Annotated in this window: 36 protein-coding genes; 6 read left to right on the plus strand and 30 right to left on the minus strand. The window is 34.4% G+C overall.

Features of this window, described 5'->3' with window-relative positions:
• The first annotated feature begins 68 nt into the window (after window positions 1-68).
• Both MKY95_RS19040 and MKY95_RS19045 read left to right on the plus strand, forming a co-directional pair.
• Complete coding sequence (locus tag MKY95_RS19040) at window positions 69-572, plus strand: stalk domain-containing protein (protein ID WP_339193863.1); 504 nt, start codon at window positions 69-71, stop codon at window positions 570-572.
• 72 nt (window positions 573-644) lie between these two features.
• A complete protein-coding gene (locus MKY95_RS19045) occupies window positions 645-1,331 on the plus strand; it encodes a hypothetical protein (protein ID WP_339193864.1) in 687 nt (228 codons plus the stop codon).
• Window positions 1,332-1,355: 24 nt separating this feature from the next.
• On the opposite strand, the gene MKY95_RS19050 is transcribed toward MKY95_RS19045, so the two are convergent.
• Complete coding sequence (locus tag MKY95_RS19050; RefSeq protein ID WP_339193866.1) at window positions 1,356-1,895, minus strand: hypothetical protein; 540 nt, start codon at window positions 1,893-1,895, stop codon at window positions 1,356-1,358.
• 131 nt (window positions 1,896-2,026) lie between these two features.
• Here MKY95_RS19050 and MKY95_RS19055 point away from each other — a divergent pair, with 131 nt between their 5' ends.
• Window positions 2,027-2,344, plus strand: a complete 318-nt coding sequence (locus MKY95_RS19055; RefSeq protein WP_339193868.1) for a hypothetical protein — start codon at window positions 2,027-2,029, stop codon at window positions 2,342-2,344.
• Between the two features lie 52 nt (window positions 2,345-2,396).
• On the opposite strand, the gene MKY95_RS19060 is transcribed toward MKY95_RS19055, so the two are convergent.
• The 11 genes from MKY95_RS19060 to MKY95_RS19110 all read right to left on the minus strand — a co-directional run bounded on the left by MKY95_RS19060 (window position 2,397) and on the right by MKY95_RS19110 (window position 6,915).
• Window positions 2,397-2,654 carry a hypothetical protein gene (locus tag MKY95_RS19060; RefSeq protein WP_339193870.1) on the minus strand — a complete coding sequence of 86 codons (258 nt, stop codon included), beginning with the start codon at window positions 2,652-2,654 and terminating at the stop codon, window positions 2,397-2,399.
• A gap of 62 nt (window positions 2,655-2,716) precedes the next feature.
• Complete coding sequence (locus tag MKY95_RS19065) at window positions 2,717-3,073, minus strand: hypothetical protein (RefSeq protein ID WP_339193872.1); 357 nt, start codon at window positions 3,071-3,073, stop codon at window positions 2,717-2,719.
• Window positions 3,074-3,083: 10 nt separating this feature from the next.
• Complete coding sequence (locus MKY95_RS19070; RefSeq protein ID WP_339193874.1) at window positions 3,084-3,287, minus strand: hypothetical protein; 204 nt, start codon at window positions 3,285-3,287, stop codon at window positions 3,084-3,086.
• Between the two features lie 255 nt (window positions 3,288-3,542).
• The gene (locus tag MKY95_RS19075; RefSeq protein ID WP_339193876.1) at window positions 3,543-3,992 is read right to left on the minus strand and encodes a macro domain-containing protein; all 450 of its coding nucleotides are present in this window, start codon (window positions 3,990-3,992) and stop codon (window positions 3,543-3,545) included.
• On the minus strand, window positions 3,985-4,170 hold the full coding sequence (locus MKY95_RS19080) for a hypothetical protein (protein WP_339193878.1): 186 nt from the start codon (window positions 4,168-4,170) through the stop codon (window positions 3,985-3,987). Before MKY95_RS19080 ends, MKY95_RS19075 begins: the two co-directional genes overlap by 8 nt.
• A gap of 373 nt (window positions 4,171-4,543) precedes the next feature.
• Window positions 4,544-4,699, minus strand: a complete 156-nt coding sequence (locus MKY95_RS19085) for a hypothetical protein (protein WP_339193879.1) — start codon at window positions 4,697-4,699, stop codon at window positions 4,544-4,546.
• Window positions 4,700-4,746: 47 nt separating this feature from the next.
• On the minus strand, window positions 4,747-4,986 hold the full coding sequence (locus MKY95_RS19090) for a hypothetical protein (protein ID WP_339193880.1): 240 nt from the start codon (window positions 4,984-4,986) through the stop codon (window positions 4,747-4,749).
• On the minus strand, window positions 4,983-5,195 hold the full coding sequence (locus MKY95_RS19095; protein ID WP_339193882.1) for a hypothetical protein: 213 nt from the start codon (window positions 5,193-5,195) through the stop codon (window positions 4,983-4,985). Before MKY95_RS19095 ends, MKY95_RS19090 begins: the two co-directional genes overlap by 4 nt.
• Window positions 5,196-5,292: 97 nt before the next feature.
• Window positions 5,293-5,805, minus strand: a complete 513-nt coding sequence (locus tag MKY95_RS19100; protein WP_339193884.1) for a siphovirus Gp157 family protein — start codon at window positions 5,803-5,805, stop codon at window positions 5,293-5,295.
• A 33-nt stretch (window positions 5,806-5,838) separates the two neighbouring features.
• A complete protein-coding gene (locus MKY95_RS19105) occupies window positions 5,839-6,561 on the minus strand; it encodes an HNH endonuclease (protein ID WP_339193886.1) in 723 nt (240 codons plus the stop codon).
• 15 nt (window positions 6,562-6,576) lie between these two features.
• Window positions 6,577-6,915, minus strand: a complete 339-nt coding sequence (locus MKY95_RS19110; protein ID WP_339193887.1) for a hypothetical protein — start codon at window positions 6,913-6,915, stop codon at window positions 6,577-6,579.
• A 142-nt stretch (window positions 6,916-7,057) separates the two neighbouring features.
• Between MKY95_RS19110 and MKY95_RS19115 the strand changes: the two genes are divergently transcribed.
• A complete protein-coding gene (locus MKY95_RS19115; RefSeq protein WP_339193889.1) occupies window positions 7,058-7,387 on the plus strand; it encodes a hypothetical protein in 330 nt (109 codons plus the stop codon).
• 319 nt (window positions 7,388-7,706) lie between these two features.
• On the opposite strand, the gene MKY95_RS19120 is transcribed toward MKY95_RS19115, so the two are convergent.
• On the minus strand, window positions 7,707-7,943 hold the full coding sequence (locus MKY95_RS19120; RefSeq protein ID WP_339193890.1) for a hypothetical protein: 237 nt from the start codon (window positions 7,941-7,943) through the stop codon (window positions 7,707-7,709).
• 528 nt (window positions 7,944-8,471) lie between these two features.
• Here MKY95_RS19120 and MKY95_RS19125 point away from each other — a divergent pair.
• Window positions 8,472-8,753: a hypothetical protein gene (locus MKY95_RS19125; RefSeq protein WP_339193892.1), complete on the plus strand. Its 282-nt coding sequence runs from the start codon at window positions 8,472-8,474 to the stop codon at window positions 8,751-8,753.
• Window positions 8,754-8,787: 34 nt separating this feature from the next.
• On the opposite strand, the gene MKY95_RS19130 is transcribed toward MKY95_RS19125, so the two are convergent.
• Window positions 8,788-9,063, minus strand: coding sequence for a hypothetical protein (locus MKY95_RS19130; protein ID WP_339193894.1), 276 nt, complete (start codon window positions 9,061-9,063; stop codon window positions 8,788-8,790).
• A 145-nt stretch (window positions 9,064-9,208) separates the two neighbouring features.
• Here MKY95_RS19130 and MKY95_RS19135 point away from each other — a divergent pair, with 145 nt between their 5' ends.
• A complete protein-coding gene (locus MKY95_RS19135) occupies window positions 9,209-9,427 on the plus strand; it encodes a hypothetical protein (protein WP_339193895.1) in 219 nt (72 codons plus the stop codon).
• 4 nt (window positions 9,428-9,431) lie between these two features.
• Here MKY95_RS19135 and MKY95_RS19140 read toward each other — a convergent pair whose 3' ends face one another.
• The 16 genes from MKY95_RS19140 to MKY95_RS19215 all read right to left on the minus strand — a co-directional run bounded on the left by MKY95_RS19140 (window position 9,432) and on the right by MKY95_RS19215 (window position 15,861).
• Window positions 9,432-10,142, minus strand: a complete 711-nt coding sequence (locus MKY95_RS19140; RefSeq protein WP_339193897.1) for a hypothetical protein — start codon at window positions 10,140-10,142, stop codon at window positions 9,432-9,434.
• A 53-nt stretch (window positions 10,143-10,195) separates the two neighbouring features.
• Window positions 10,196-10,783, minus strand: coding sequence for a hypothetical protein (locus MKY95_RS19145; protein ID WP_339193899.1), 588 nt, complete (start codon window positions 10,781-10,783; stop codon window positions 10,196-10,198).
• A gap of 31 nt (window positions 10,784-10,814) precedes the next feature.
• The gene (locus MKY95_RS19150; protein WP_339193901.1) at window positions 10,815-11,183 is read right to left on the minus strand and encodes a hypothetical protein; all 369 of its coding nucleotides are present in this window, start codon (window positions 11,181-11,183) and stop codon (window positions 10,815-10,817) included.
• Window positions 11,184-11,459 (minus strand): hypothetical protein, encoded by a 276-nt coding sequence (locus MKY95_RS19155; RefSeq protein WP_339193903.1) that lies wholly within the window; start codon window positions 11,457-11,459, stop codon window positions 11,184-11,186.
• Window positions 11,456-11,653 carry a hypothetical protein gene (locus MKY95_RS19160; RefSeq protein ID WP_339193904.1) on the minus strand — a complete coding sequence of 66 codons (198 nt, stop codon included), beginning with the start codon at window positions 11,651-11,653 and terminating at the stop codon, window positions 11,456-11,458. Before MKY95_RS19160 ends, MKY95_RS19155 begins: the two co-directional genes overlap by 4 nt.
• A gap of 104 nt (window positions 11,654-11,757) precedes the next feature.
• On the minus strand, window positions 11,758-11,925 hold the full coding sequence (locus MKY95_RS19165) for a hypothetical protein (protein ID WP_339193906.1): 168 nt from the start codon (window positions 11,923-11,925) through the stop codon (window positions 11,758-11,760).
• Between the two features lie 181 nt (window positions 11,926-12,106).
• The gene (locus MKY95_RS19170) at window positions 12,107-12,340 is read right to left on the minus strand and encodes a hypothetical protein (protein ID WP_339193908.1); all 234 of its coding nucleotides are present in this window, start codon (window positions 12,338-12,340) and stop codon (window positions 12,107-12,109) included.
• Window positions 12,337-12,591 carry a hypothetical protein gene (locus MKY95_RS19175; protein ID WP_339193909.1) on the minus strand — a complete coding sequence of 85 codons (255 nt, stop codon included), beginning with the start codon at window positions 12,589-12,591 and terminating at the stop codon, window positions 12,337-12,339. Before MKY95_RS19175 ends, MKY95_RS19170 begins: the two co-directional genes overlap by 4 nt.
• Window positions 12,584-12,760 carry a hypothetical protein gene (locus MKY95_RS19180; RefSeq protein WP_167483615.1) on the minus strand — a complete coding sequence of 59 codons (177 nt, stop codon included), beginning with the start codon at window positions 12,758-12,760 and terminating at the stop codon, window positions 12,584-12,586. Before MKY95_RS19180 ends, MKY95_RS19175 begins: the two co-directional genes overlap by 8 nt.
• Window positions 12,761-12,800: 40 nt before the next feature.
• Entirely contained in the window at window positions 12,801-13,154 is a 354-nt protein-coding gene (locus MKY95_RS19185; RefSeq protein ID WP_339193911.1) for a hypothetical protein, read from the minus strand.
• Window positions 13,144-13,695 (minus strand): hypothetical protein, encoded by a 552-nt coding sequence (locus tag MKY95_RS19190; protein WP_339193913.1) that lies wholly within the window; start codon window positions 13,693-13,695, stop codon window positions 13,144-13,146. Before MKY95_RS19190 ends, MKY95_RS19185 begins: the two co-directional genes overlap by 11 nt.
• 36 nt (window positions 13,696-13,731) lie before the next feature.
• Complete coding sequence (locus tag MKY95_RS19195) at window positions 13,732-13,926, minus strand: hypothetical protein (RefSeq protein WP_339193915.1); 195 nt, start codon at window positions 13,924-13,926, stop codon at window positions 13,732-13,734.
• A gap of 391 nt (window positions 13,927-14,317) precedes the next feature.
• The gene (locus MKY95_RS19200; RefSeq protein ID WP_339193917.1) at window positions 14,318-14,575 is read right to left on the minus strand and encodes a hypothetical protein; all 258 of its coding nucleotides are present in this window, start codon (window positions 14,573-14,575) and stop codon (window positions 14,318-14,320) included.
• Window positions 14,576-14,621: 46 nt separating this feature from the next.
• Complete coding sequence (locus MKY95_RS19205) at window positions 14,622-14,990, minus strand: hypothetical protein (RefSeq protein WP_339193919.1); 369 nt, start codon at window positions 14,988-14,990, stop codon at window positions 14,622-14,624.
• A 240-nt stretch (window positions 14,991-15,230) separates the two neighbouring features.
• Window positions 15,231-15,554, minus strand: a complete 324-nt coding sequence (locus tag MKY95_RS19210) for a hypothetical protein (RefSeq protein WP_339193921.1) — start codon at window positions 15,552-15,554, stop codon at window positions 15,231-15,233.
• A 7-nt stretch (window positions 15,555-15,561) separates the two neighbouring features.
• Window positions 15,562-15,861 carry a hypothetical protein gene (locus tag MKY95_RS19215; RefSeq protein WP_339193922.1) on the minus strand — a complete coding sequence of 100 codons (300 nt, stop codon included), beginning with the start codon at window positions 15,859-15,861 and terminating at the stop codon, window positions 15,562-15,564.
• Between the last annotated feature and the right edge of the window lie 72 nt (window positions 15,862-15,933).

Here is a 15,933-nt window from a genome sequence, read left to right on the forward strand (position 1 = left end):
GTTCATTTAGATATTTAAAGTATATAATACAATAAGCAATCTATTTCACATAACAAGGGAGTATTAAAATGAAGGACAAGTTAAAAGGCTTGGTGATTGGTATTCTGATCGGTTCAACAATTACAGGGGCAACAGCATTTGCGGCAACCGCTACGCCAATTAAAGCAGTTATCCAGAAAGTCAGTCTTTATGTGGATGGAACTAAGAAGTCCACAACTGATGCAATAACCTATAAAAATACTACATATGTGCCAGTTAGAAGTATGAGCAATGCGATTGGCGAGAAGGTTTCTTTAAAGAGGGGTAATCTTTATATTGGCAAGCAGCCAAAGTTTATTGTAAATGAGGACAATGCCTACAAGTATGTGTACTCTAAAATTAAAAAAGATGTAGATAAATACAAACTTGGAATGATGGATGAAGGTTACAGTGAGGATGGGGAGTATTTCGTAATCAGGGTATATGAGAATCATCCTGAGTACATCGTGACTTGGGGATTTTACTATATAGAACTCACTAATGGCGCAGTATACAAGTATGATGTACCTGAAGATAAGTTGGTAAAACTATAGGGTGGATTTCTCCACCCCTTTCTTCTTAAAACTTGTCTTTCATCAACAAAATTAAACGAAAAGGTTGATAAAATGAATTTATCGATTCGAGCATTACAGACGAATGCTAATTTTCAATTTGAATTACTAAAAATTTATTCTAGGGACATGGAAGAATCAATAAAATCTCAAGCTACATTGTTTGCAAATCGAGTTAAGGAGCTTGCAGCAAAATATGAGGGTGAAGATCAAACAATGGTGTGGGACGAAAACCGTGAACGCTATTTTCAACTGCATAACATCTATCCCAATTTGTTGAGATCTTCTATCCTCTCTTCCGCATTAACAGAATTAGAGATGGTTATTGGAAAAATACGCAAAGAGTTGAGAGAGAATACGGAATTAAATATTGTTTCGATCCATAACAAAAAGCTCAAAGGAGCAGAAATCCAGAAAGCCTTACAAAGTATATTTAATGGTATTTCTATCAATCCTCAATTAAATCTAAAATGCTGGAAACAGTTACAGTTCATAATTGAAGTAAGAAATAGAGTCATCCATAGTGGTGGACAAGTTCACCCAGTCGAGTACAAAGACTTGTACGTTATGATTATGGGCATTGAAGACATGGATGATAGACATATTGGACTAAGCCACTATCACGAAGTTGAATTTTTAGAAGAATTCCCTGCTTTTGTGTTAGATGTTTGTAATAGTATACTCAATCAAACTGTAGAAGAATTATTTAAATATCAAGAAGGAAAAGGAGCGCTTAAATAACTTAGCGCTCTTTTTTTGAAATGTTCATTTCATTAACTTCATAATATCAACTGATTTGTCTATGTATGCTTGGTTGTCATTAATTAGAAAATCTCTCCACTTCTCCGCAAAATTTTTCGCCTCTTTTAATGTATCAAAACCCTTAATATGAGTGGAACGCGTAACTCCCGACCTTTCGTATTCAACAAAGTCTTGATGGTATCTGTATTTCTCTCCAGCAAACCAAGAATTAATATAAGTACTTGTTCTATAATCCCAAGGTTCTCTGAATTCTTCCCAAGTTTCAATTGGAAGTGGAATTTCACATTCTGCACCTGCTACTATGACAGAATACTTTTTTCTGAAGTAATCTGATTTTGCAGATCTTCTTTTACTTTCTACATGTTTTCTAATTGCAATTTGGAAATAAACAATAGGAGTTCGATATAAAAACTGTCTCCAGTAAGTAAAATTTCTATAATTCTGAGGCTTGTCTTTGTTTAAAACCCATTCATTGTCCATGTGGTACGTCAGATCTTCTTGAAGCCACCAAGACTTGTTCTCTATAATTTCATTGATATCCATAGTGCCTCCTGCTTCCTGTGAATTATGTTTTATCAAATTTAAACTACTATTTTGTTTCTCTTTACGTGGATATATAATGGTAGTATGGTGTATAGTGGAAATGTAATTCAATACAGTATGGAGGAAAATGTATGGTAACTAAAGAAACCAAAATTTTCTATGAAAAAGTTAAGAAACTCTTTGAATCTGAACGAATCTACAATGGTATTGAAACATCAGAAGGCGAATTAGTTCGAGCAGGAGAAGAAAATCCTGAAAGATTCCAAATTTTTCATGACCAGTTCAGCAATTTTGTGTATCTATTTACCCAAGATACTATTACGGAGTACACTATAACCCATCTAACTGATGTTGAGGCGCTCCGTTTTAAAGCCTTACATTTAGATGTTGATAAATTTAAATGCTTGGTTCCCTTCCCAAATCAAGATAAAACACCTCATGTAATTTAAAGAGCGACAATTTGTTGCTCTTTTTTGTTTTACTCATTATGAAACACGCATTTCATTTAATCAGCTCATTCAAACGAGCCAAAAAACGTCTGTATTCTTCTTCATTGGTGGCTCTCCAACTAATCTCTTCAGTCCACTCAGTCAGCAGGTTTTTGATAGGCTCTCTATATAGATTTTTAATATAAATATCTAGCCCTTCGATTACAAAAACAACGGAATAGTGATCACCGTAAAAATACTCTAATATTTCTCTAACTTCCTCGTTGTAAACAGGAGTTTCAACAATATCTAAATTATCAACAGAATTCATTCCCACATAGTACAAATTAATTCCTCACTTTCTAATTAAAATAGACCTTTCATGTGAAATCTCTAAATACCACATTTTTTATTTAAGTCTTTTAATTCTTCATTGATTCCTACTTGTCTAGCCATCAATTCTTGAATTAATCCTTGGGTCTCTACAATTTCATTTGACATGCTTTGAACCATAAGTGATCCTATCCATTCCTTTCTTTCTTGGAATTTTTTATAGTCATATGTATATTTAACAAAACTATGTCTTAAAGCATCTAATTTCTTAAGAGTGTCGCCAACCAATTTTTCTTGCGCTTCACACATCTTCCAAAGTTTATTCTCACAATCTTCTTCTGCTCTTTTCAATTTAACGTACTCTTCAGTTAATCCAGATTCAATTACTTGAATAGGTACAAAAATATTATCACTCATTTTTATCCTCCTATCGATAAGTAGCAAATGTTCCTTTTGGAGTAATTTCAATCTGCCTAATAAAGTCAAGCTTTTCTAAATACTCAATATCAAGCTTACTCCAGTAACCAATCAATCCATCTATAACGGGAGACACATATGCCACGATACCTAATTTATTAAGCACTTTTTCACACTTTCCATAGTCTTCAGAAAGTCTAACTATGTATTCCATCTACTCAACTCCTCTTCTTATCTATTAAAACAGTCTTTGATACATTCCGTCTTAAATCTTTCAAGTGACATTTCATAATCATGATCTAATTTATTCCTATATACACTCTTCCATCCAAACCAATACTTTCTCTTTTCAAGAATACTTAAATTATAGTCTGTTATGTATGATTCAACTCCACTGATGCGACTCCTTAACTTTCATTAGGTATCGCTTCTCATCCACAGTCCAATACTTCTTATACATCTTTCCACCTCACAATTTATACAATGTCACTTCATAATCGCTGAAAACTTCCTCGATAATCCCATAAACAACTTTCCAGTCTCCATTAGCTAATCCACAACCAATGTTATATGGCAATGCCACACTATATCCAAACTTTTTTGCTCGTAACTTTAACGATTCAAGTGCAGTTTTCAATGCATTATAATCTGTATATATAATATTTTTGTTTCTTCCATATGTAGACTGTCCGAACAAGTTTGCTATAACTCTCTTTTTATTTACTTTGGTTGTCTGACATAAACCCAGTAACCTATCATCATGCTCATGACATGATAAGCGGTATAGTGGATATGCTTCTGGATACTTCTGTTTGATCGCTTTTGCTATTCCTGATCCCCAGACACCTTTCGTATTTGTTTGATGTCCAATGATATCTTCAGTAGCATCAAGTAAGTCACCATCGATTATTTTAATCATTCGTATTGTCCTTTCTTTGATGGGCATAGAGTTCATAAAACTTTGTAAATAATTCACCACTAGATGGACTTCGTTTAACTTCAAACTCAATTTCTCTTGTTCCTAATTCCAACATAATCTCTTCTTTTATGTCTCCAAGTTCTTCGAGTTGTTTTTCATGTAATAAATAGTAGTCCAAAACTTATTCTCCCTTCTTATGAAACGTGCCTTTTACTCAGATGATCCATGACTCTTTCTAAATGGCTCAATGAACAACCAATGAAATCCAATGTATACAATTTTCAAAAGATTCCACAGTGCATAGATCATAAATCCAATACAAATTATTATTAGTATCCACATAATTATGTTCCTCATCGAATCAGGCATAGCCCAGTTATCTTGTAACCACCAAATTCCATTCATCAATAACAAGCCCAATCCCCATAAAGACATTATGAGCCCAGTAAACAGTAATGTCTTTTTCAACCTGCTAAAAAATTCTTTCAAATTATTTCCTCCCTTTCTATATACAAATTCCTTATGTATCTTATCAAGAGCAGATAAGATGTTTATACCCCCAATACATCCTCAACTGTGATCTCTCGTTGTCCATCTTTTGTGTGAATAAGAAGTCCCGGTTTATCAGAATTTTCTTCCACTCTAATCCCATGTAATTTTGCTAACTCCATAATTTCTTCATTGGACAAATCTAATTCAATCTTCAACAATTCACCTCCCTACCGGATTCCTTATGAAACAGATCTTTTACATACTATTGCTTTAATTTGTTTAATAAGTCCATTGCGTTTCTCAATCTTTCTACTGTCTCTTCAATGATCTGATCTGCCCAGTATTCTAATGAATAATGGCCTACAAAATCTATGTCCTCTTTTAACATTTCAGAGAAGGTAGAGTTTTCAACAATTACTTTTGATAAAGGCTCACCTAATTGGGTTGCATCTGTTATGTACTGAATTAGCATGCTTTGCATTCTCTCACCTAAGTTACTCAATGTATTTCATCTCCCTTCTCAATGTGGTTTATGTCACTCTTTAATTCTGGGAATATTGCCATAAGTAAACTTAATGCATCCATCTTTTTACGCTTTCCATTTTCGTTCAAGTAAATACCGGGACTGTTGCTATCTTTAGTTATTTTAATTCCCAACTCCTCAGCTAGTTTATTCATCTCTTCAATATCAATTCCACCACTATCTTTCAAATATGTATCTCCTCTCTACAAAAAAATGATGCTACAACAACTTGTTAAAGTCATTATAACACCATTTATCTAAACTGTACATATTTTTATTCTTAATTTAACTAATTCTAATGTGTTTTTTATCTGTTACAAGAACTGCACCTTCAACCTCTAAGCCATTCTTAACATCCTTGAGCAAAGCTTTGCTATCGATTTTAGGATCTTGAGCCGTCTTGTATTTATCAGGAACCTTCTTGGGATCAATAATATTGATTGAGGGTGGGTTAGTCTGTAGTTTAACCTTAAATGTACCAGCATTGACCTTATCGATATTGCCAATCTCAAGTGTGGTCTGCATGTAATTCTTCAGCCCATCAAACTTGTTCTGTAGATATTTGCGTTTCTTCTCAAGTCGTTTTTCTTCATTCTTGTAAGCCTCAATGTCACCTTCAATATTCTTCATAAACTTAACAATATTCTCAACCTTAACGCTGACCTCATCTTCAATTGACTCCAGAGTCTCAATGTACATTTGCAAATCATCTTCTGTCAGATCCTCATCATCCCATGCTGCATCCACAAAGTCATTAAAGCGTCTGTACTTTTCACCAAGGTCATAAAGTTTACTCATTCAATCATTCTCCTCTATTATGTATTATTCTAATTATTTATAATCAAAATTAACTTTTGCTTTAACGCCCTTTAGTTCAATCGCTTTTAAATCATAAGCTCTAGCTGCTTCATACTCTGTCTCAAACTCACCAACAACTACATTCTCTTTGTTGTGATATATTTTTGCGCTGTATAGACCCTTATACGTCTTTGAAACTCCTCTGTACATACTGCTCTTATTGTGTCTAGCGGAATAACTTTCCCAAATCTCTTTTTCCATAAACTCAACATCATTTAATCTCGCAAAGTCGCCATGATATTTAATAGCCCAGTAGTTATAAGCGTTTGCTGCTGCGATTTCACTTGTAAATGCACCTATATATGTACATTTTGTATCAAGATAAATCTTAACCTCATATTTCTGCATATTCTCCTTCCAGAAAATACCCTTAAATCTTTGTTTGCTATTGGTATTTGTTTTTCTATTTCTCATGTTTTCGGCATGTGTACAGATTCTTAAGTTACATTTCTGGTTGTTTAATTTATTTCCGTCAATGTGATCAACGACTATACCCCTTCCTCTTCCTTCAGGCATAATCAGGATCTTGTGAAGAGATTTCGAATACAATCCAATTTGTTTATGCTTGTATTTTTTCTTTGGTGAGCAATAAGGATACCCATCTTTATTTATTGATACATCGTAAAAGTTAGTGATAAAATCATAATCTTCGTCATCGATATTAATATGAAAATTGTTAACATTTATTACTTTCATTCTTTTTTCTTTCTCCTAATTAGACCAGTCAATCTCATTGTTTTTATATTTCTTAATTCCAGTCTGGAGGTCATACATTACACCATTAGCAATCTCTCGCATATCATCTATATCAATTGGCTTTGTAAACTTTTGCAATTCATTCTTACATGATTCAATTATTCCTTCAAGATGTTTAACCTTATCTTCTATTTTCAGTCCATAAGAATAAAAACGCTTATCCTTTGTAATACACCATTCTCCGTCTTCAAAGTAAATCAATATCTCTGTATTTGGATGATCTTCATCTTTTAAGATACTATGAACCACCTGTCCTACTTCGTCTTTCTGGGTTGTACTTTCTTGATAACTCATATAATATATCCTCCTTTAATACTTAATTAAACTAACACTTTTTCTTCAAAGACAGGCTATGTGCACTTTAAATGTAGTATACTGTATTTAAAGTGACAAAAATTCTGTTTACATAGGTTAAACCACCAAAGGAGAAAGCGCTATGGAAAAATTCTTTTTGCGCAACAAAAGTGAGTTTGATGAATTTAAGGCAAATAAAAATACGAAACCTGTAAATTTCGACCTGCAAGCTAAGAATTTACTTGAAGCAGGGGAGGTAATTTTCACAGAATTAACTGATGGCTACATGACCATTCAGTTTAAAAAAGGTTTTGGCATTTCTAAAGGAAAGGTCGAAATATACGTTTCTCCATATGACGGTGTCCCTCAAAAATATAAGCACTCCAATATTTCAAAGGGCTTAAAGCAATTCTCAGAACTCAATAAGGATGGACAAGATTTCTTCTATGTTGATGGATTGACAAACGATTGAGATGTTCTTCCACAAAAAGAAATTTATTGAGACTATTTATATAGTCTCTTTTCTGTGAAATTACATTTCACATACTTTTCTTCCCGTGTCTCCCGTTAAGGATATCTTGGAATGTTATTCTTTCTTCGTATCCGTTTGCAGTTCTCCAGAAAATAAGGTCAGCAGTAGGGAATACATTGTCTCCACAATTAGGGCAACAAATTTTGGGATCTACTTTTTTAAATTTTATTGTTTTTGGTTTGTTGCCTTTCCAACCACAGTTACACATAAGCCGTGGCGGTTCTGGTTGGTTTATGTATTTCTCATATAGTTCATCCATCTATTTAGCCCTCTGATCTTTAATAAATTTATGTATCTCAATTAATTCTTTGAAATTGCGCTTCATCATCATCTCATCGACCTCATCAATAATCTGGTACATTGCCTCCTGATGATCGACTCGCATAGCCGATGGGCAATCTAAAGTATTTGGAATAGCAGCCACAGATAACTCTTCACTTTCTGCACAGCACTGGTCAAAGGCATTCCATAAACAATGTGTATTGTTGCAGTTCATGTATTCACTCCTCCCATTCAAGTGCTACACATCCATAATAATTACTATTAACGAGAGAATGCCCACCCAGTACTTCACTTGTTAGTTTGGCAAGAGCATCATTACTATCATGCATTTCAATTGCAGAGTCATATACTTTGAAGTGAACTCTTTTCTTTTCTGGAGATTTTTCAATTGATGAAACATAGTCAACTCTTTTACAAGAGAGGGCATAATAGCTTTGACTTCCATATTGCTTAATTCCATCGAATAAGTTCCCTGTAAATTTACCAAGTTTCCTCGTTGTTCTTCCTTCGCAATCTCCCTCGGTCGAAAATTCCCAAACACCATTTACATCAAAGCTGTCCGATTCTAGTTTCTTCAGCAGAGCCGCCTTTTCTTCAACTTCTTTCCGAAGCTTATATATATCGTCATGTATATTAATCTAAATCATCTCCCTTTCTCCGTGAAAGTCCTCTTTTATTCGCTTGTTTGATTTGTACTTAATTGATAAACTATTAATAAAAACTTGATTGGTGGCTAAGTAGAATGGATAAAAACTATGTATTATCTGAATTGCTTTTTGTAGTACATAACATGAAAGGCAGCATAGATGAGAATGAATTTAACTCTCTCACAGTTGAGAGTCTCTGGAATGTTATTAAAGAAATATGTGGAATTAAGGTAGACGGTAAATTTAGTAACCATCTCTTGAAATATGTACTCGACATGCTGGATGACCCCAAACGTAAAGGTAGCGATGATGAACCTTATGAAAAAATCATCGATTACCTGACCAGCTCTAAAATTGAAACTCATGAAAGCTTCTGAGCATCCATATGGGGTGCTTTTTTACTTCAAATTTCTATTTTATGTTGATTGTCATTTCATATTGACTCTTTCTAATCCATTCGATCGTTGCTCCGGCAATACCCACATATTCAATCAATTCCATCTCACTAATGTTTTCCTTAAAAGGTTGTTCAGCCCATATGTTACCATCCTCTAGTTTTACTAAACAGCATTCTCCATTGTGATACCAGAGTGTAACTAAAAAAGGGTCGCTGTCTATTAAAACCAAATCTCCCATCTGTATCCCTCTAACTTCTTTCTTCGTATTATTCCGTTCAATTCTTATCATTTATCTCTCTTCCTTTCTATGTGAAATTGCGATTTCATTAGCATCGCAGCTTAACTCTTTAACACCAACAATGATGTAACAAATTATTCCTTGAATCGTGTATTATTAAATGTAGTGATATTAAAATCGTTAGGGGCTGATGTCTATGAAAGAAACAAACATCAAAATTAAAGATATTGATTACAAAATAATATGTCTCTCTGACAGTGAGTTTTCTAAGACGCTACTCAATCCAAGAGAAAATACAATCTTTGTGAACACCATTAATGGCAAGATAAAAGCTAACACTATAGAAGCTCATAGGGAATTTAAAAAGACTAATACTTACTATTCTCTCTTTCGCTTAGATAGCTTGGACGAATGAGGGTTTATGATCCAAATCGATCTAACTTATTATTTTCCAAAATCTCAATTTCCTTACCTGTAAACCCCACACTATTCAGTCTCAATAACACTTTGCTCATCTCTTTTTGTGTAATAGTCATTCCACGTTGAATGAATCTTGGTACACGTACAATGGTTCCCACAATGTCTCGGGCTCGTTGCTCATTATAGACCAATGCGTTCCCTTTCAGATAAGACCAATCGCTCAATGTGTATACTTTCTTATTCTTCCAGTAGAACATGTTGTGCCTGAAATCAAAATCCCCAATGACATCTTGTGGCTCACCGACCCATTGAGTAATAATCTGATACTTACCAATAGAGATTGCATTGTTTGTGACAATCAACGGTAAGCCCTGATATGTGCCACCACTCATATCACTGCCATGGTATCCAGCATGATCAATAAAATATTCTCTGAGCTCATCTGCGAGCGATTCATTTACCAAGAAGAAATCGTAATCCTTTGGCTGCCTGTCGTGATATAAGCTATAGATGCATCCACCTGAGATATATGCTTCACTTTCAAACCGCTGCCACATCTGAGTTGGTAATAATTTGATCAATTCATTTTTAACTTCTCTCAAGTGTTTACTGATGTCGTTCAGTTTTTGCTTATGTATTTCTTCGCTACTTCTATGTATTGTCTCTCTAAAGAAATTACTCTTCAACAACAACCGTTTAATTATGTTCAATAACTCATCTCCTTTTCTAATTGAAATTCTCATTTCATAAAGTATTCTATGTATTAGTCTAGTGATTGCATCTGATTATTCAATCTATCGATTTGCTCTTGAATGTATCTTTTCTGAGCTTCTTTTTGTTGGGCAGTAGAATCATTTTGCTCTCCATTCCAAACGTCCTGAAGTGCCCACATGTCTCTTTCGTATCCATCAAATGAATCTACAGCAACTGTCTCATGTCTTTTTACGGTGACACTAGGAGTATACCAATCACACCCCTCTCCGCAACATTTATACCTATAATCAAATCCGGCATCAGACTCTTCGCAAGTACAATAACTCCCACGCATATCATCACTAAGTTCAAATGTATAAATAAAGTTTAGATGATTATCCCAGCCGTAAGAGTCACTGTCCCCATCACTCTTTTTGAAAAATTGAACATCTATTCCTTCAGATTCATAAAGCGAATAATGTCCTTCTGAAGAACTGTAGAATGTAAACGAAAAATTATATTTCTCGCACTCTTCAAACAGTTGTTTCAATTTATCACTCATCTGTTCTATGGTACGGTAATAACCCGCCACCTTTAAACTTTCTAATTCTTCACACTCAGACATAAATTTTTTAAGTTTGCTGAAGAATAATTCCATACAAATCATCACTCCAAGTATTATTTATTGTTTAACAGTACGAACCAATCTTCCGTCTAACTGTGAAACCTTGTGTATCCAAATACTCGTTCAATTCGCGCGCGTTTATATTTCCATTATATTTACTCTCTATATCTTCAATTAAAATGTCTATGGCCTTATCTGGTTTCTTGAATGGTTCTGTTGGCTCTGAAATCAATATGTATTTAGTAACTCCACCATCTAATTCTTCGCTATGTATTTTATATCCACGTACATACAATTCCTGAATACGTGCATTGTATCGTAAAGCAATCTTATTTAATTCTACATTGGTTACTCCCGACTCTCCAGCTCGTTTCAAAGTTGCAATAATCTTGTCCCTTTGAGTCTCTGTTCGCTCTATTGTCTCCTTTTTCATTTATTTTCCTTTCTTAGATCTAGCTTCTTTGAGACGTTCAGCGGCAGCTTGCTTTTGCTCCTCAGTCCATACTCGACCAGTACTCTTAGCCCGGAATGACACCTGTCCATCATCACCTCTGAAGTAATGTCCTCCATGCTCATCTACCCGTAACAATTCCAAACCAGCTTTCTTAATCTTTGTGATTACTTTGGGAGAACAACTATAAACTTCCCACTCATTCGTCTCATCGTTACAGACACAATCAGTCTCTCGCTCAATTGTCGTAAAACTCATTCAACATCAACTCCCTGTTCTTTCAAATAGTCTTCAGCTTCAATGATATAATCCATCAATTCTTCATATCTATTGCCTGTCATACTTGCACCCTCATCAACGTCTCTGCTCAAAATGGTGCAGAGTTCAGAATCTAACTCATTTGCAGCTACAACGAGATTTTTTAACATACACACCATTTTACTAACATTCACTAGCCCTATGTCGAAATCTAACACTCTCCCCGTAGGAGTAAACAGACTTTCTAAGGCTTTGGTATAGTTATTAGATTCTTCCTTGGTGAAGTCTCTGATTCTAATCAACTCCTATTAAAACTAAGTTTTTCTGCTAGTACATACATTTTTCCGTCCACTGGATCATAGCCAGCTATAATCTTTGCACCTTCAGACTCTTCTATTCGTATAAGCAGAGTTTTACCGTCTAGATCGTCCCACTTCAAAACAGGAATATCTTTAAACCAATTCACTTTGTTTCTCCTTCGAAATTATATTATTTTTAGCCTTAAAATAATCTTCTCCGTGTATTTCCTTGGCTGTTGCTTTTCCACATCCCAAACATCTACTGATAGATCCTGACTCATATATTTCTTCTCCACACTTAACACATTTGTCATTCAATATTTAACTCACCCTTTTTTGATCAAAGTTTCATTTTATCATTTCTCTGACATGATCCATCATTGATTCAAGTCTTGCTTCAGTAATTTTTCGATCTTTTTTATTTATAAATGGTAAAACGGTAGGCACAAAAGCTCCCGTACTGATCCCATACTTATCTTCTAAATCTACCGACCATAAAGCCGAAGCAATATCCATTAGATTACCGTAGCCAATTCTTTCTCCTAGATCTTTTACTGCTTCAATTTCTGATTTACGATTCATGACTCATTACCTTCCTCGGCAAGAGTGTATTTCTCTATATTCATCACATTTACTTTTCCATTCATATCTTCATTCTGAAAGTACACAAATCGATGTTCATTACCCCAAGGCATTTTAGAAAACTGTTGTTCGATCTTTTCTTTGGCGGTGACCTGCACCATTCTTACACCAAGTCTCTCTACTACTTCTTCGAAAATTGAGCAGTTACATAGGATACTTCCATTCTTTAACCCAATATCAACATTAAACATTTTGTGTCTCCTTAATTCGTGTTATTACGTCATTTAGATATGTATTCAAAAACAAGTCATCTCTAATATCTTCTGAATATTTATATGGAACTTCATTCTCAATAAAATCGGATAACTTTTTATAGTCTTTGATTATATCAATGAGCTCATTTGCTAATTCTTGATTCATGTTTTTCATTCTCCCTTTCTAGATCAAATGCTGATTTCGTTTAGATTTCAACTTCAATTTCGAAATCCTTTTTATTGAATGCTTTAATTGATGCTCTCACACCATCCTCCAGTACGTCACTATTAGATGTGATTTCCTTCTTCTCGAAGTATTCATTTACCATCTCTTTTACTACACGAACCATCTCGTTCTGATCTGATAGAAACACATTGCATCTCTCCATAAATTCTGTTTTCGTTTCTTTTTGTCGCCAATTATGTGCAATGATACAATCTTGTAGTTTTACTCTTCTGAATTTATTGGGCTCTTTAAATGTAACTTTAAATTTGATTGCGTCAATTTCACAATCAAGGTTGTATCCAGTTTTAATTTTAACTTTTGCTTTAATCTTCAAACGTTTTTCCTCCCTTAATCAATGAATCAAAGTCTAACTCGCTCAATATCTTCAATAGTCTTTCTACTTTTGGCGCTCTCCAAGCTGTCATTGCATATGCATGTGCCTTACTAGTGTAATGGTAATGGTTTAATTCTAAATGTCGCTTGGCTTCCGCTTTAGTCAGAAACATTGTATTAGGTGCAATAAACTCTACTTCTTTTACAAATACTGAATCAAAATATCCATCACCATTCAAATTTTCTTCTATGTATTGCCAAAGAGACTCGAAATCATCATCGCTTAAATGCCATCTCAGATCATCATCTATTTCCTCTTCGTAATGCTCCTCAATAAATTCTTTTAAATCATTGAAATTGCCAAACGATATATAGTCTCCATCATTGTGATAATATTCAATCTCACCACTATCATAATCCACATTTCCGGGTGACTTCTTGTAGTCCATAATCGTCCAAAAACGAGGCGCTGCCTGACAGTCAGTTTCTTGAGTATTTAATTCAGCTTGTAGCTCTTTAAGAAACTTTAAGTCTTCGTTCATCTAAATACTCCTATCTCGGTCAAAGATCGATTTCTTTTAGTCTTGATGGTCATATATGTATTCAAGTTCAAACTCCACATCTAATGCTTCTAATAAATTCTTTACAACATCCATGTCAACATCTGTATATGTGCCAGCCAACCTATCATTCACAATTAATTCTGTTCCCCATTCACCACAACAACCATCTGAGCAACTATGGTAATAGTCTCGAATCAAAATTTTGTTCAATAGTTTCACACCCTTAACGTTTTACTAAGAAGAAATGTACATGGTCTTTCCATTTATAATTGTCGCTTACGGTCAAATTTTCGTAAGGTGGGACTAGTTTCATCATAATCGCAGCAACATCTGAAGGGCTGTACCAAAGAGTTTTATCAATATAGACTTCTTGATATCTAAATCCTCTGCAATTGTCACTATACTTTTTTGCTTGGTATGTTCCAATAACTGTTTTAACATAATCCTTTTTGCGTCTGATGATTGTTTTTTTTGGGTAGATATCTTATCAGTTCGTTCATCTTTGATTCAGCTTTTAGTTGATCATCTGAAAATATCATCGTACTAACATGCGTAGCATTCATACTCAAGCTATCTCTCCTTTCTATGTGAAATATCAATTTTACTTAGATCTTTTTAGTTTTTTCAATCTATTTACGATGCCTTCACTACTAACTGTATAGCTACCTCCCATAATCAACATATAACAATAGACGATAACATGAGCCAAAATAATCGGGAAAACTAATGTTAATGCAAACCATACCCACATACCTTGAAAACTAACTTTAAGTACACTATCTTGTAAAAGTGATGATGCCACTACAGCAATGATTACCAAAATATAGTTTAAATAATTATTTTTAAGATGTGATTTCATTTACAATCTCCATTTCTAATAGCTTCTTTTATTTTAATGACACCTACTAGTTAGGCTTAATTACATGAATTCCCTTACCCATAATTAACTGAATTGGTCTTTCAAAATGCATCATTGTGCTCAGGTCTTTAAAGTATTTAACTTGACACTGAACTTCAGTGAAGATTGCATCATGAAAACTTGAATTATACACTGTCATATTCTCAATATCATAAATGGAAACTCTAAAGTTTAAAGCGTCTGAATATCCATTTAATTCTCCATCATCTTGATAGGTATCGCTGTATGGATACATGTGGATTATGCAATGCTTAATAGTTCTCAAAAATGGATTATCATCGGTTTTCACATATCTTGAAAATGTATCTTTTATGTACACTTCTGATTTTTTGTGTAGATCAACCTCAATCTTCATATTTATTCATCTCCATTTCTTAATGAATTCTTTATTTTACCTAGAAGCAAAACCATCCGGTACATTTTGTACACTTCACACCACTAAAGCCAGCAGCAACAATCTCATGTTCACAGTTTTCATCAGCATCATATAATTCATCTTCTTGATTGTGTAAGTGGCAGTATACTTCGCTGTTACGATATTTTGCCTCTACCTTATTACTACACTTGCTACATTTTCTCTTCATTTATTCTCCCCTTATAAAATTTCGGTCACTTCGGTTTCTGCGATTTCATCTTCATTAATAACATTAATAGTGATTCCATCAACTGGACTGTCCCAGTTCTTAGAATCAAACCCATAATCCTTAATTCGAACTTTTCCATAACCCTCCAAGAACGAATCTGTACGCTCAGCTTTACGAACTCTTTGTTCAGCGATCTGTTGCGCATGTTCTTCTAGTGTACTAAATGAATAGAAGGTCTCTCTAAACTCTTGCATCCATTCTTCATTTAGTACATTCTCATCAATTTCAACTTCATATGTATTGGTTGTGGTAACTTCTACTTTGAATTTTTTCATGCCCACTCTACTCTCTTTCAAATCTCAAAATCTCAATCATCTCTTGTGCTTCTTTTCCTCTAACGCACGACGTATCCATAAATTGAACATATGTCTCACTCACGCTTCCATGTCCACAACACGCATTCATCACTCGTGGCAGTGTGCCCAGACATGGATCATGACCTTCGGGAGTTGCAAACTTATTACAATGCCCACATGGACGTGTTTCGAAAGTTGCTACAGTTGATTCTTTAGTGTCTGAAAATACCCACTCTCCATTAAGATACTCAATCTCATGACCTCTAAAATGAGATTTTGCTGTCATATATAATCACTCCTTTTCTAAACTATCTTGCAACTGATGGATTAACCGCATTACATCGTCTTTTCTGAGGCA

Origin of the sequence: Paenibacillus sp. FSL P4-0176 (assembly GCF_037975265.1) — a bacterium.
In the GTDB taxonomy this organism is placed as follows: Bacteria; Bacillota; Bacilli; order Paenibacillales; family Paenibacillaceae; genus Paenibacillus; species Paenibacillus amylolyticus.

Bases quoted from the DNA above. Each gene is read 5' to 3' on its own strand.
- MKY95_RS19040 (WP_339193863.1), top strand. From the start codon at position 69: ATGAAGGACAAGTTAAAAGGCTTGGTGATTGGTATTCTGATCGGTTCA.
- MKY95_RS19100 (WP_339193884.1), bottom strand. From the start codon at position 5,805: ATGAGTAAACTTTATGACCTTGGTGAAAAGTACAGACGCTTTAATGAC.
- MKY95_RS19175 (WP_339193909.1), bottom strand. From the start codon at position 12,591: ATGTTTAATGTTGATATTGGGTTAAAGAATGGAAGTATCCTATGTAAC.
- MKY95_RS19115 (WP_339193889.1), top strand. From the start codon at position 7,058: ATGGAAAAATTCTTTTTGCGCAACAAAAGTGAGTTTGATGAATTTAAG.
- MKY95_RS19205 (WP_339193919.1), bottom strand. From the start codon at position 14,990: ATGAAGATTGAGGTTGATCTACACAAAAAATCAGAAGTGTACATAAAA.
- MKY95_RS19105 (WP_339193886.1), bottom strand. From the start codon at position 6,561: ATGAAAGTAATAAATGTTAACAATTTTCATATTAATATCGATGACGAA.
- MKY95_RS19215 (WP_339193922.1), bottom strand. From the start codon at position 15,861: ATGACAGCAAAATCTCATTTTAGAGGTCATGAGATTGAGTATCTTAAT.
- MKY95_RS19070 (WP_339193874.1), bottom strand. From the start codon at position 3,287: ATGGAATACATAGTTAGACTTTCTGAAGACTATGGAAAGTGTGAAAAA.
- MKY95_RS19155 (WP_339193903.1), bottom strand. From the start codon at position 11,459: ATGAGTTTTACGACAATTGAGCGAGAGACTGATTGTGTCTGTAACGAT.
- MKY95_RS19120 (WP_339193890.1), bottom strand. From the start codon at position 7,943: ATGAACTGCAACAATACACATTGTTTATGGAATGCCTTTGACCAGTGC.
- MKY95_RS19075 (WP_339193876.1), bottom strand. From the start codon at position 3,992: ATGATTAAAATAATCGATGGTGACTTACTTGATGCTACTGAAGATATC.
- MKY95_RS19130 (WP_339193894.1), bottom strand. From the start codon at position 9,063: ATGATAAGAATTGAACGGAATAATACGAAGAAAGAAGTTAGAGGGATA.
- MKY95_RS19060 (WP_339193870.1), bottom strand. From the start codon at position 2,654: ATGAATTCTGTTGATAATTTAGATATTGTTGAAACTCCTGTTTACAAC.
- MKY95_RS19150 (WP_339193901.1), bottom strand. From the start codon at position 11,183: ATGAAAAAGGAGACAATAGAGCGAACAGAGACTCAAAGGGACAAGATT.
- MKY95_RS19180 (WP_167483615.1), bottom strand. From the start codon at position 12,760: ATGAATCAAGAATTAGCAAATGAGCTCATTGATATAATCAAAGACTAT.
- MKY95_RS19065 (WP_339193872.1), bottom strand. From the start codon at position 3,073: ATGAGTGATAATATTTTTGTACCTATTCAAGTAATTGAATCTGGATTA.
- MKY95_RS19045 (WP_339193864.1), top strand. From the start codon at position 645: ATGAATTTATCGATTCGAGCATTACAGACGAATGCTAATTTTCAATTT.
- MKY95_RS19210 (WP_339193921.1), bottom strand. From the start codon at position 15,554: ATGAAAAAATTCAAAGTAGAAGTTACCACAACCAATACATATGAAGTT.
- MKY95_RS19110 (WP_339193887.1), bottom strand. From the start codon at position 6,915: ATGAGTTATCAAGAAAGTACAACCCAGAAAGACGAAGTAGGACAGGTG.
- MKY95_RS19050 (WP_339193866.1), bottom strand. From the start codon at position 1,895: ATGGATATCAATGAAATTATAGAGAACAAGTCTTGGTGGCTTCAAGAA.
- MKY95_RS19125 (WP_339193892.1), top strand. From the start codon at position 8,472: ATGGATAAAAACTATGTATTATCTGAATTGCTTTTTGTAGTACATAAC.
- MKY95_RS19055 (WP_339193868.1), top strand. From the start codon at position 2,027: ATGGTAACTAAAGAAACCAAAATTTTCTATGAAAAAGTTAAGAAACTC.
- MKY95_RS19145 (WP_339193899.1), bottom strand. From the start codon at position 10,783: ATGGAATTATTCTTCAGCAAACTTAAAAAATTTATGTCTGAGTGTGAA.
- MKY95_RS19190 (WP_339193913.1), bottom strand. From the start codon at position 13,695: ATGAACGAAGACTTAAAGTTTCTTAAAGAGCTACAAGCTGAATTAAAT.
- MKY95_RS19135 (WP_339193895.1), top strand. From the start codon at position 9,209: ATGAAAGAAACAAACATCAAAATTAAAGATATTGATTACAAAATAATA.
- MKY95_RS19200 (WP_339193917.1), bottom strand. From the start codon at position 14,575: ATGAAATCACATCTTAAAAATAATTATTTAAACTATATTTTGGTAATC.
- MKY95_RS19170 (WP_339193908.1), bottom strand. From the start codon at position 12,340: ATGAATCGTAAATCAGAAATTGAAGCAGTAAAAGATCTAGGAGAAAGA.